The organism is Candidatus Methylopumilus planktonicus (genome assembly GCF_000981505.1).
GTDB lineage: Bacteria > Pseudomonadota > Gammaproteobacteria > Burkholderiales > Methylophilaceae > Methylopumilus > Methylopumilus planktonicus.
The window spans coordinates 792,730-806,725 of the sequence record NZ_LN827929.1; the positions used below are offsets into that span (position 1 = coordinate 792,730).

The following is a 13,996-nucleotide window of genomic DNA, read 5'->3' on the forward strand; positions in this document are numbered from 1 at the left end:
TTAGATTTCAGTAATCTCGATTACTTTTTTTGGCTTATATTCTGGCATCTGATCAAAATTTAAATACCGATAAATTGAATCTAAATCTTTTGAAAGTTTTTGATTATTAATAGCAAGATATTCATCAAGCGTTGGAATTTTTCCTAAAGCAGCACAAACTGCTGAGAGCTCTGCAGAACCCAAATACACTTGCGCATCTTTTCCCATGCGATTATCAAAATTTCGTGTGCTTGTTGAAAAAACATGCGCTCCATCACCAACTCTCGCCTGATTTCCCATGCAGAGTGAACATCCAGGTACTTCTGTTCGAGCGCCTACTTTATTGAAGACTTCATATACGCCCTCTTTCTTAAGTTCTGTTTCATCCATTCTAGTAGGAGGCACAATCCATAATCGTGTTGGAATTTTATCGGTATCTTCAAGTACTCTAGCTGCTGCACGATAATGTCCAATATTAGTCATACAACTTCCAATGAATACCTCATCAATTTTATTACCTGCAATCTCAGACAAGGGCTTAATGTTATCTGGGTCATTTGGACATGCAATTAATGGCTCCTTAATTTCATCAAGATTAATTTCAATAATACTTGCGTACTCAGCGTCTTTATCCGCTTCTAATAATGTTGGATTTTTTAACCAATCTTCCATCGCTTTCATACGACGCAATAATGTTCTTTTATCTTCATAATTGTTATCAACTAAATTTTTAATAAGCGCTATATTCGATTTGATATATTCAATAATCGGTTCTTTATTAAGTTTTACCGTGCACCCATTTGCAGATCTCTCAGCTGATGCATCAGCAAATTCAAATGCTTGCTCAATTTTTAGATCAGGCAAACCTTCGATTTCTAAAATACGTCCATTAAAAACATTTTTTTTATTTTGTTTTACAACTGTGAGATCACCATTTTTAATAGCTGCATATGGTATAGCGTTCACCAGATCTCTCAGTGTAATGCCTGGCTGCATCTTGCCTTTGAATCTCACCAAAACTGATTCAGGCATATCAATTGGCATGGCCCCCATGGCTGCTGCAAATGCTACGAGCCCTGAGCCTGCTGGAAATGAAATACCTATAGGAAAGCGCGTATGGGAATCACCACCTGTGCCTACAGTATCCGGAAGTAAAAGACGATTAAGCCAAGAGTGAATAATTCCATCCCCAGGTCTCAAAGTAACGCCTCCTCTGCTCGACATAAACTCGGGAAGCTCGTGTTGTAATTTAAGATCTACAGGCTTCGGATAAGCTGCTGTGTGGCAAAAACTTTGCATGACTAAATCAGCATTAAATCCGAGACAAGCCAACTCTTTTAATTCGTCTCTTGTCATAGCTCCCGTTGTATCTTGAGAACCAACAGATGTAACTTTTGGCTCACAATATGTGCCAGGTCTCACACCAATCCCTGCAGGCAAGCCGCAAGCTCGACCTACCATTTTTTGTGCAAGCGTAAATCCTTTTTTAGAAGAGACTGCTGGTGCAGGAGTTAAGAATAAAGTACTTGGAGATAATTTTAAAAACTCTCTTGCTTTAGAAGTTAATCCTCGACCAATAATAAGAGGTATTCTGCCACCCGCGCGATATTCATCTGCAAGTGTAAATGGCATTAAATTAAATGTAGCAATGGATTCATTTTTACTATTTACAATTTTTCCTTCAAATGGCTGAATAGTAATTTCATCCCCGGTTTTCATCTGGCTGACATCACACTCAATAGGAAGTGCGCCGGAATCTTCTGCTGTATTAAAGAATATAGGTGCAATCTTGTTGCCTAATACAATGCCACCCGTTCTTTTGTTTGGAATAAAAGGAATATCAATGCCCATATGCCATTGAAGAGAATTAATTGCCGATTTCCGAGATGAGCCTGTTCCCACAACATCACCCACATAAGCTAAGGGTAATTGTTTTGCTTTTAAGTCTTGAATTGTTTTAATGCCGTTTGGCATTTTATTGATTAACATCGCTTTTGCATGCAATGGAATGTCTGGTCTCGACCAAGCTTCTTGCGCAGGCGACAGATCATCGGTATTTGTTTCGCCATCCACTTTGAAAATCAGTACTTTTATTTCTTTAGGTAATGCAGGTTTTTTTATAAACCAATCGCCATTCGCCCATGACTCCATTAGGTTCATTGCGGCTTTATTACCTGACTTTACTTTTTCACTCACATCGTGAAATGCATCAAAAATTAAAATGGTATGAGATAAAACTTTTACGACATTATCAGCAAGATTTGAATCTAAAAGAGAAATAAGTGATTGAACGTTATAACCCCCTACCATGGTTCCTAGTAATTCAATTGCATACTTTGGCGAAATAAGCGAAGACTTTTCTATTCCCTTTGCAATATCTGTAAGGTAGGCAGCCTTAATATATGCAGCTTGATCAACACCTGATGGAACGCGATGACAAAATAATTCCATCAGCGTCTGGGTATCTTTTGTATCGGGTGACTTTAATAATGTTACGAGTTCTGCGGTTTGTTTTGCTGTCAAAGGAAGAGGCGGAAGATCCTCTTTTAATCGCTCAGCAGCTTCTTTTTTGTAATCATCGATCATTGGATTTAGATGGGCTTTAAAAAAATAATTTGTATCTCTTAGTATAAAGCTATTACATTGATCTTAAAAGATAAATCAATAGAATATGGCGGCAGGATACTTTAAATAAGGCAACTACAAACCTGTAACACACATCACTTTTTATCAGCTAAAACTTGAACGAAACAGGACTGAAATAGTCTTTTTAAATATGACTTTTTATAATTTACCTCTTTTTCCGCTCAATGTAGTTGTTTGCCCTAAAGGCATTATGAACTTACGTATATTTGAGCCAAGATATTTAGACATGACCAAAACATGTCTTAGAGAAAATACTAGCTTTGGTATTGTTGCAGTGTTGCCAGAAAAAAAGGCAGGTATGACAGATCATTTACCCTTCGCCAGCGTTGGAACCTTAGTAGATATTTTAGACGCAGATGTTTCAAAAGAAGATCTAATTATGATTAGCTGTCAGGGTAGCAACAGGATTAAAGTCAATGGATTTACAATTCAAGAAGATGGTCTAGTTATAGGCGAGGTATCAAACATAAATAATGATTTACAAATTCCAATTCCTGACGATTTAAAAAAAGTAAGTGAAAGTCTTAAACGTTTAATTGAATCATTACCTCAGCAAGGTATATCAGAACGAGATATTCCCATCATGAAACCATATGAATACGAAAATGCCACGTGGGTGTCAAATAGATGGGTTGAATTGTTAGATATACCCCTTATTGATAAACAGCGTTTAATGCAGATTGATAGTCCGATTGTGAGATTAGAGCTTATTAATGATGCAATAAATTAAATTGCAAAAAAGGTTAGCTAGCTATCAGGTGGATCAAGAAATTTGGGCATAAGCCTTAAAAAGTTCTCGAGACTCAAAAATTTAGGTAATTCTGAGGTAAATTGAGAATTACATTCTCTCAAGATTTAATATCTTTTTGCAAAAATGGCAAAAGGGTCAGTATGGCAGGGCTGAAACCCTTAAATTATAAAGTTCTTGACTACATGAACCAAAGAAAATTTAGTTTATGTAATTAATGTGATCACTAAAATTTACTAGGTTGGTTAAAGAGCCATGGATTATTTACTAGCAGGAATAGGGCTACAATATTAGAATGTTCATAACTCTTAAGAGATTTATTTCTCTTTAGCACCCACTAATCATTTGGACGAGAAAGATTTCCAAAAAGATTAGTAAAAGGATTGTTCAGGCTTATATAAATTTGAAAACTAAGCAAATATGCCTAACGAGATACGAGTTGAAAATAACCTCAAAAGAAAAACTACAGTAAATTAAAATTACATTACTAAAGTATTAAAAAAATGGAAATAATTGAAAAAACATTTACTCAACCTTTAAAAATTTCATATGGGGCTAAGCGGGAAAACCTGAAAAATCTCAAAAAGGAGATGATATGGATTAGGGTTAGATCAAAATTATTAAGAGCATGGGTCTATACGACTAATTTAGCCATTGACGGCAAAAAAGGAAATATTGTAAATGAGACTAATGAAATTGAGTTTGGATTCCAGGATAAATCAAAAAAAATAAAATGGCTAAAATGTTCCACAGATAAGATTAAGGATGGTTTTAACTCAGAGAGTGAGGAAAAAAAGTTAATACATAAGATTAGAAAAAAAATTAAACGAAATTCAGGAATTAATGTTAATTCTGATGAGATGATAAAAAGTAAATTACATAACATCACAGCAAAACTAAAAATTAAAGACACTAAAACTCTTATTGAGAAAATCACTTCAGGGAGCCACCCAGAAATTGAAAAGATCGCTTACGACTATTTTACAACTAACGACACCCTATTTTATCGTGATAGAAAAGTATTTGATGAGTTTTTACAAAAAGAGTTAAAAAAATTTTTAGAGGATAATGAAGAAAAAAAAGAAATTAAAATTTGGTCTGCTGCCTGCTCAGACGGGCGAGAACCATATACATTGGCAATGCTTCTTAAAGAATTTTTTTATAATAAGGGTAATTGGAAAATTAAAATTTACGCAACAGATTATTCCGAAGAAATGATACAAAAAGCACAGGCAGGAGTGTATTCAGCTGATGAGATTAACGATTTACCAAAATATTTCCGAGATAAGTATTTAAAGAAATTAAAGGGGAATAATTTTGCAATTGAAAAGAAAATTAAGAATTTTGTGCATTTCGAAACATATAATCTTAAATCTCATGTAGGGGAAAAATTATTTTCCTTTGACTATATTTTTTTAAGAAATGTTTTAGGGTATTTCGACGGAAAAGGGAGAAATAATTTGTTACTTGAATTATCAAAAAGCCTTAGCAATTCTCGAGGTGGTATTATTCTTGGTGCCAGTGAGGACCCTCAAAATATTGAATATAGATGTCGATCGTATTGTCATTTAAATATATATCATTTTCACTAGTCACTTTTTTTCTAGTCTACTATTAATAAAATCTTATCAGATAATGTAAATCCCTACCGAGCAGTTAGGTAACATTATATTAAGTATTTTTAGGTGAATTAGTTGGGTGTAGAAATATTTACCTTTCATATTCTGCGAATCACATTTTTTTTAGGTATTTAGGTTATAGTGAATTTTTTCTCTTTATGTTTTGAATAAGACGAACTATTTCTAGAAGATTTTTGGACATATTTTTATTTTTAAAAAGTTCATCAATGTGGTTGTAGAAGCATTGCTTATGTAATTTATCCCAATGACCACTATCTAATCCCCGTTTAGCAAGAAATGAAGCTCCTTGTGGATTAATTTTATCTAGGGTCAACACGCTTTTTGCCCAAAATTGATATCCACTCCCGTTAAGGTTATGAAAAGCAAAGGTGTTGATGTAAGAGAAGCTAGATAAGAGACTATTAGCACGATTTGGATTTTTGATGTTGAAATCAGGGTGTGCTTGAAGTTTTTTTATTTGGTCAATATAGTCTGGACCTTTTGGCAATTGAGTAGCCTGAACTGAGAACCACTTATCAATCAACATATCAATATTTTTATATTGATGATAGAAATCATCTAGCACTCCTTCAAAGTTCTTACTTGATTGAAGGACCAAAGGACATAATGCAAACCACCTATCATTCATATTGTCTGCTGAAAAATATTGTTTAATTGCAAGATGTTCATACTGATCGATATCACACCAAAGTAACATGTCTAAACATTTATTTTTAAGTGCTCTTCTATTGATCTGATCTGGGGTTAAATCGTATTTTTTACCGTCATTCATTGCATCGAAAAGCTTGAGCCATTCCAACTCAAAAAGTTGAGCCAACTGTTTCTTGTAAAAATGTATATTTTTTAACAGTGCCTCAGGATCATACTCATCGAACTTTTGTGCCAAAAAACTCTCTGTAGGCAAATTAAATAGAGTTGACCTAAATCCTACATCCAAATCCTCTCTCAATAGTATTTTTTTTAAAATAGCTAAAAACTTTTTACCAAATTTTTGTTTATTTAATATGATCAAACAATATGTACGCTGAATAATATCCCAGGTGTTGAAGGTATCATCCTCGTAGGCTAATTGCTCTAACAAATCCTTTTGTGTCTGCTCATATTCAATAATGATCGGTGCCGAAAATCCGCGGTTTATTGATAATATTGGCTTTGCGTTTATCTGTTGAAATTCTATTTTTGTCTTTTTTTTAGTAATATTTAAAATATATTCTTTGTTAAAACTTATGCCATTTTGACAGACTGGTTTTTTCAAATTGGGTGAAATGAATTTAATTTTTACTGGGATATGTAAATCAGGTTTTTTGCTGACATGATTTAACTTATTTGATTGTATAAGTGTCAGCGAATATATATTTTTTTTAGAATCAAAGTTTTCCTGAATACTTAAGATGGGAGTTCCTGGAGTTGAATACCACAACATAAATTGACTCAAATCAATTTGACTTGCATCTTGCATTGCACCAACAAAGTCATCACATGTGACAGCACACCCATCATGTCTCTTAAAATATAAATCCATGCCATGCTTAAATTTGTCCTCACCAAGTATAGTATGTATCATCCGCACTACCTCGGCTCCTTTGGAGTAAACTGTAGATGTATAAAAATTATCTATAGCTTCATATGAATCTGGACGGATAGGGTGAGCCATTGGACCTGCGTCCTCACTAAACTGGCTCGATCGAAGAGAATTTACAAAATTAATTCGTCTCACATCTTTTCCAGATTGTTTTGACAAACGATCCGATGAAAATTCCTGATCTCTGAATACTGTTAGACCCTCCTTAAGGGTTAATTGGAACCAATCCCTACACGAGACTCTATTTCCAGTCCAGTTATGAAAATACTCATGTCCCACAATTCTTTCTGTATAAACGTAATCCTGATCTAAGGAAAGATTCTGATCAGTATATATTGCAGAAGAATTGAAGATATTGAGGCCTTTATTTTCCATAGCGCCCATGTTGAAATCGTCAACTGCAACAATCATGAAGCGGTCTAAATCGAGCTTTAATCCAAATCTTGATTCATCCCAATGAATTGCATTTTCTAGTGTATCCAAGCAAAAAGTGGTTTTTTTTATATTTCCTTTATCAGCCCACACTTGAAGTAGTTTTTTTTCACCATTGGAACAAATTATCTCTTTTTCATTGCATGCTAAATTTCCAGCAACTAGCGCAAATAAATAGGATGGTTTTGGGAAAGGATCATGCCATGTTGCTGAGTGCATTTTATTTGCTAAATTCTCTTCATCGATCAAATTTCCATTTGAAAGAAGAATTGGGTAATCCTTCTTTAAAGCTATTAATTTTACTGTGAACACCGACATGATATCTGGACGATCTATAGAAAAAGTAATTTTTCTAAAACCCTCAGCCTCACATTGGGTTACCATTAAATTATTTGATACGTAAAGGCCTTTTAATGAGGAATTTTGCTCTGGGTGACATCGTGATAAAATTTCAATTTGAAAAGGATCAAGAAAAAGTTTTGATGCAGACTTAATTCTTAATTCGTTATTTTGTAGTGAAAATGACTTAATAATTTTACCATTTACTCTAAGGGCCTCAAGGGAGATATCTTCACCATTTAAAACAATTTCTTCAGCCCTTTGAGTGGAATTAGGATTTGGATAGAAGTACATTCTATTTCTCACTAATGTACTTTTTTTATCTAGGTTAATTTCAAGCTCAATTTTTTGACACAAAAAATCAGGAGCCCTATATTGCTGCCTATAGAAAGTCATTAAGGCTCTATTCCCATATTAATATATTGGGTAATTTTGAATCAATTTGTCTTAACGCAGTGTAGGCAATACCTGCAATGCCTCTGAATAAATTTAGATGAAGCTCACTATCATTGGCACCGCCAAACTGATAGCAGGATTGGTGAGATTCTTGAATAACTTTCGATAATTTTTGAGTAGCTTCCTCTTTGATTTGCTTGCTGTTTTGAAATCTTGCAAACTCATTCAGAAATTCAACATGTCCCATTCTTCCGCAACACATCGAATCACCTGCACAATATTGATGATTCTTGCTAATTGATTCAAAAGATTTTTTTAAATCATTCTCTATGTTAGTTTTATTATGAGAACTAAACTTCAGTAAGCCTATTCTGGATAAACCTACTCCCGCAGCACCATAGCACCACTGACATATATGTTCTTTAAATTTTCTCCGCGAACCCTGCACCTCATTGGAAATGACTGGTAACCAATTAAATTTACTTTCATCATAGAAGGAATTATCGTAATCCAAGGATTCTTGGGACGCTGTAGCAAAATCTTCTCTTTGGGTCACATTAGCAAGCAGGCCTAGTGCATAGGCAAAACCCGAGGCCCCATGAGCAAGACCCGAATAAGGAATTTTTCCAAAGCCCTGAGCCACCCATGATCGATAATTACCATGAGCAGTCCTTTGAGAACGAAGTAAATGCTCTCCACACATGATTGCTTTTGTGAGAATATCCTTATTCTGAGTAATACGATGGAGCTTCAGTAAGGCCAATATACAACCAGCTGAGCCGCCCATTAAATCATACTGAAAGTCAATCTTAATTAAATCATCGGTCAATAAAAGTGCTATTTTTTCTGCATCATCCAAAACAGATTTATCATCCAGTAATTGGCTAATACAGCTAAATGCATAAATAATAGACCCAATTCCTGATCCACCACCAATTCCAATTGAACGCGCATATCGTTGCGCATTACTGTCAGTCAGATCCGATCTGACTGACGCAATAGCTTCTAAGGCTATTTCCTTACTCTCCAAGTGCTTAAATACGGAATAGTGCGCTGCAAAAAATAAAGCGATACCAGATGCTCCACTGTATAAATCTGGTCCAATTGGTGAAAGCTGCGGTACCTCTGAATTTGCTACCCAATCTATGCATAACCATGAGGCTGTCCCACTCTCTCTTATCGCCAATTCTTTGATTGTATCAGCTATCGAATTTACTTCAGTTGAGAAAAACCTATTGACCTCATCAGGGTTAAAAGTCTTTATTTTTTTTGATTTTAAATTCTTAGAGATATTTTTTCGAAATTGAACTTGAGAAAAGGTACTTACTTTTATGATTTCAGATTGCCATTCTATTTCTCTATTAGATAAAGAACTTAATCTTGTCTTAGCTTGAGCTAATCCAGGTATACAGTCAAAATTAAAAATAAATCCCTCGTGATTATAAATTTTGTTGCTTTCAACATGCATAAAAAATACAGGGATGTTTAATTCTACAAGACCCTTCCTTTCTTTTTCTAGAATCGGCCAAATGGGATCATCAGAGATACTCCAATCACTGAATCGAGCAACAAAATCCAAATCTGCACTCCATGTAATACCATCATCCATCAAAGAATTATTTTTAAGACGCCTAATGAGAGTCGCGTAAAATCGAGTGGGTCTAAATACTTTTCGAGCATATAAATTTTTAAAATCTTCAAGAAAAAAAATTAAATTTTTCTTTTTGTATGTCGTCAACAAAAACTTGCTATATTCCTTATAACCCCGGAGAAAAATAGCTGCAAAATCATCTAAATTTTTTGTCTTATTATTTATGTAGGGCAAGTTTGTTGATAGTGGTGCAGGGAATTTTTTTACAGAATATCTTAATTTATCTGTTGCTAAATTATGCCAAATAATTTTCTTCACTGGATCCTTTCTATGGCTCAAACCACCTAAATCCCTGATCATGCCATCCTCTGGTGAGCGCACATAGGATGGTAAGAAACCCACAGACATGACTGAATTTATACTTTTTGTTGTTGCCATGTTTATAGCTTTTTTAGAAGGATCTTTACTAAAAAACTCTGCAAAGGAGCCCTGAAGAATCATCTCAATATCAATGGGTACTGGATGATCGCTATGAGCAATAATATTTTCAAAATGCATATCAGTTCCAGCAAAATTATGAAATAAACTTAATAAAGCCCCTGCTCTATAGTAGTAATCTTCTACCTGATTTAGGTTTGTTGAAGCTGCATGCTCAATAAATTCTGTCCAAGCATATATTTCACGGTCAAATATTTTCGGAAGTCTAAGATTAGTTGGAGGACTAAAGTTATTTAATTTTTTGACTAATTTAGAGAAGGCTTCATCGAGACGACAATCTTTTGGTTTATAAACTAGTTTTAAATGGCCACTAAATTCTAGAATTTGAACAGTGTGGCCAGAGTTATGAGGATCAGAAATTTGACCAGATATAGAATTTAACTTTGGAAATTTATTTTTAAAATCTGGAAAAAAACGTTTCTTAATAGCATCATAATCTTCTAAAAAACGAGAAATAAATTCATTATTTGTATCGACCCATTTTCTGACAAGAATGAAATAAGCCTTAGAAAAACAGGTTTCTCAAGGAAAATTTTTATCATTTCATTGCGAACTAAAAGTTCTTCAATAAATGCTATATAAATTTTATTATCTCTGTATTTTTTATTTTTATTTATTTTTTTAAAGTGTTTAAACTTCTCAAAGAGAAGAGGTGCAGCAAAATCAGTTAAATTTTTATAAAGTTGCTTACGAATACTATCAAGAAAAGTTTTTTGGTTAAAAACGTCATAATGTATATTTTCTGCAATTATTTTTTTTTCGGCTGCATCAACTATTTTTATAAATAATTGTTCGAATGGAAGCTCATAAATGGACTTGGTTATGTCAAAGCTGAGATGCTCATATTCTTGATGGAAGGTCTCCTGAACCCAAATAGAATCATTCACCCAGAGTGGAAAAGTTTTCTCTTGATTGATTTTTACAGTTGCAAAACGAGATAACACAAACTCGTAGTCTAAGCCATCTCTTTTTAAACGATTTGAAAACTGTTTCCAATTTCCATTTGATGATGCCCTGCACCAAGCTGCTAATCTTTTTGCTGCAATGTCAGTATCGGTTTTTTGACTAGGAAGCGTCTCAAAAGAATCGGAGAGGATTTCATCAATAGTGGCAGCTTTTTTAAAAATTTGCTCAGCAGAAAGCATTGTGTTAATTGTTCTCTTCGGTAAAAATCATGTTATTAATTGTTGATTAGAAATATTTAATTATGATGTTTTTGCTATTAATTGATTCTTCAGTGCATTGGGGATAGATTTCAACTCTTTGAAATCTAGACTTCAGTCACTCAGGTGAAGCAGCTATCATTAATCAAAGCTTTACAAGGATACAGATGGTTTTCATTAAACTTTCCCAAGGGTATTCTAGTACTTTATAAGATTGCAGTATAAATAATAGAAAATTGTTATTAATAATTATTATTATTATTAAAAAATGTAGGATTATTTCAATTCTAATTGTTAGTTAAAATTCCTACAGGAACTCTTTCGAAAATGGTAACGAAGTGTCCGACAGCATCACCAAAGCGCCCTGCAATATTAATAACCCCTATTAATAAATTAGTAGGGGTTATTTTACTTGTAGATCCTCAAAAAAAACCCATAAAAAAACTTTTTTTAGAAACAATTAGTCATAGCAAAAAGTCTCAACATGGATCGATTAGAGTGTTCACAACAGTCCAAAATTGTTGACAAGGTTTTGATGACGCCATTAACATTTCTAGAGATTCATCTGTTACGTTAAACATATTAGCTCCAAAATTAAAAAAAAGTGTTAAAGAAATTTATCAACTGCATTATTATTCTATTCGAAAATTTTTAAAAAAACAAAGAAACAAAGAAAAGGTCAATAATATTAAAAACCTCTCTACAATATTCACAAACTTCGAAATAAGGCCATTAAATTTATAAATATATTAACTTTCTGTGCTAATTATTTGAATAATTTTACATACTAATTCACCGCACACCCTTTATGTATTAAGATAGATCCAATTTAACTTAATTATAAAAAAATAGAATTCGCTCAAGGCACCCAATGAAAATTATAGCTATTGCCAACCAAAAAGGTGGTTGTGCTAAAACATCAACCGTCGTCAATTTAGCTGCTGCCTTAGGTGAAAAAAAATTTAAAATTTTAATTATTGATCTTGACCCTCAGGCAAATGCAACTTTTTGGCTTAATGCTGAAACAAATGGTATTTGTTCCTCCAGTCTTTTTTCGATTGATCAAAAAATTAAAAAACTGATTGTGAATACGAGTGCAAATAGCGTTGATATAATACCCGCAAGTGAAAAGCTTTCAGACCTTACTCTATCGGTTTCTCCTAATTTTGAGCAACTTAAACAAAACCTTAGTTTCACAGAGCTAAATTATGATTTTGTAATACTTGATACCCCTCCTACTTTGGGTTTTATAACCCAAAATGCATTAGTTGCTTGCCATAAAATACTAATCCCTGTAACAACACATATCTTGTCCCTTGCAGGGGTTTATCAATTGATGCAGAAAGTAAGTTTCATTCAAGTAAAATACAATAAAAATCTATCAATTTTAGGTTATGTAGCCTCACGTTTTGACACCCGCACCAGACATGCAAAAGATGTACTTAATTCTCTTATTGAAAATTTTGGCGATAAAGTGATGGAAACCATTATTCATGAGAATATCAGATTGGCTGAAGCACCTTCTTTTCAAAAGAGCATCCTTGAATACGCACCAACCTCTCAAGCCGCAAGAGATTATCGAGACCTTGCAGATGAGGTTATTAAAAAAATAATTAATGTTAATGCGCAAAATTTATCGCAAATTTAATCATCACAGGGCGGAAAGCATTTTTTTGTTAAGGTTTTATGACATCTTTTTATCTTTACAAAAAAATATTTATTGTCTTTTAAAAAAATCAGGGATAAGGTTTTATTAGGGTTATAGATATTTTTATATTCCTGCAGCATGTAAATATTTTATAAATTTTTTATAAGGAGTTTTGCGATGTATAACATTTCAGATGACGCTTTAGAAGCTATTGTAACAACATTAGGCGCATGTTCAAAGGTTTACACTATTGTTAATACCTACGATGATCCATGCTTTTAATATTTAAGTCTCTGTAGGAAAAGATAAAATTTAAATTCTGAGGTCAAAAATATTTTTCTCGTATTTCTGGCCTCATTTTTTAAATTTTTTATCAGGAGATTCAAAATGTTTAACGTTTCGGATGATGCTTCAGAAGCAACTGTAATATTCTTGAATTGGTTTGTACCTTATGTCTAGGATGGTGTAATATTTTCTGATGAAAGTAAAAAACACTATAAAAGTTAACCCTTTGGAGAAACTTCCCAATACTCCAAGTAAAGAAAAAGAAGGAAGAGTATTATTGCCAAATCAAAAAGCTTCAATTGATACAGATAACACCATTGGTGACCCAGAAAAATCACCGATACAACCTAAACTGGAGGAGAGAAATATGGCTAACGCGACGCAAATGCTAGATGAGGAGTTAAAACAAGTAACAGTCTCTGAGGATAAATCGCCTCAAACAATAGATTCATTGCAAAAACAATTAGCAATGGAAATGGTAAAAAAGTGGTCTACCTGGTCTGCTGCCGCTGGTTTCATTCCAACGCCGATAATCGATACAGCTGCAATCAGCGCAATTCAATTAAAAATGATACATTCTATTTGTCGTGTCTATGATGTGGAATTTAAGAAAGAAGTAGTAATTGCAATTATAACTTCTCTTGTTGGAGGAACCGTTGCAACTACTCTCGCAGGAGCAACGCAGGGTCAAGTAGCTAAGTTAATACCTGGAATTGGCACCTTTGTTTCGGCTCTCGTCCAACCTGGCACAGCCTATGCCTCAACATATGCTCTCGGCAGGGTTTTCATTGATCATTTTGATAAAGAGGGTACACTATTCAATTTTGACACGTCCAAAGTAAAAAATACTTTTAAAAATCAATATGATAGTGCTAAAAAATTATTCGTAAAAGATAAAACTATAGCTGATGTTCCAGCTTAACCCCAATATTAAATTTTCTTAGAAAAAAATTTTGAAAAATACCCCAAAAAGCTGGGGTATTTTTTCCCCTCTTTAATATGCAATCTATAACAAGTACACATTTATTTGAGTTCTTAAAGCGAGAGGG

The 13,996-nt window shown here is 33.6% G+C and carries 8 protein-coding genes; 4 read left to right on the forward strand and 4 right to left on the reverse strand.

All coding sequences use genetic code 11. The features are described from left to right. Nucleotides 1-2,565, reverse strand: a complete 2,565-nt coding sequence (gene acnB, locus BN1208_RS04265; RefSeq protein ID WP_046488208.1) for a bifunctional aconitate hydratase 2/2-methylisocitrate dehydratase — start codon at nucleotides 2,563-2,565, stop codon at nucleotides 1-3. A 190-nt stretch (nucleotides 2,566-2,755) separates the two neighbouring features. Here acnB and BN1208_RS04270 point away from each other — a divergent pair, with 190 nt between their 5' ends. After that, nucleotides 2,756-3,355: an LON peptidase substrate-binding domain-containing protein gene (locus tag BN1208_RS04270; RefSeq protein ID WP_046488210.1), complete on the forward strand. Its 600-nt coding sequence runs from the start codon at nucleotides 2,756-2,758 to the stop codon at nucleotides 3,353-3,355. A 521-nt stretch (nucleotides 3,356-3,876) separates the two neighbouring features. Further along, complete coding sequence (locus BN1208_RS04275; RefSeq protein ID WP_046488212.1) at nucleotides 3,877-4,965, forward strand: CheR family methyltransferase; 1,089 nt, start codon at nucleotides 3,877-3,879, stop codon at nucleotides 4,963-4,965. A gap of 163 nt (nucleotides 4,966-5,128) precedes the next feature. Here BN1208_RS04275 and pepN read toward each other — a convergent pair whose 3' ends face one another. From pepN to BN1208_RS04290, 3 genes are read right to left on the reverse strand one after another with little or no spacing between them, the layout of a single operon-like run. Further along, a complete protein-coding gene (pepN, locus tag BN1208_RS04280; RefSeq protein ID WP_046488214.1) occupies nucleotides 5,129-7,762 on the reverse strand; it encodes an aminopeptidase N in 2,634 nt (877 codons plus the stop codon). Between the two features lie 7 nt (nucleotides 7,763-7,769). Continuing rightward, on the reverse strand, nucleotides 7,770-10,346 hold the full coding sequence (gene lanM / locus BN1208_RS04285) for a type 2 lanthipeptide synthetase LanM (protein ID WP_082092836.1): 2,577 nt from the start codon (nucleotides 10,344-10,346) through the stop codon (nucleotides 7,770-7,772). Beyond that, on the reverse strand, nucleotides 10,292-10,996 hold the full coding sequence (locus BN1208_RS04290; RefSeq protein WP_046488218.1) for a hypothetical protein: 705 nt from the start codon (nucleotides 10,994-10,996) through the stop codon (nucleotides 10,292-10,294). Before BN1208_RS04290 ends, lanM begins: the two co-directional genes overlap by 55 nt. 889 nt (nucleotides 10,997-11,885) lie before the next feature. Between BN1208_RS04290 and BN1208_RS04300 the strand changes: the two genes are divergently transcribed. Together BN1208_RS04300 and BN1208_RS04305 are read left to right on the forward strand one after the other, a co-directional pair. After that, entirely contained in the window at nucleotides 11,886-12,662 is a 777-nt protein-coding gene (locus BN1208_RS04300; protein WP_046488222.1) for a ParA family protein, read from the forward strand. Between the two features lie 478 nt (nucleotides 12,663-13,140). After that, nucleotides 13,141-13,869 carry a YcjF family protein gene (locus tag BN1208_RS04305; RefSeq protein ID WP_052734634.1) on the forward strand — a complete coding sequence of 243 codons (729 nt, stop codon included), beginning with the start codon at nucleotides 13,141-13,143 and terminating at the stop codon, nucleotides 13,867-13,869. Nucleotides 13,870-13,996 lie beyond the last annotated feature (127 nt).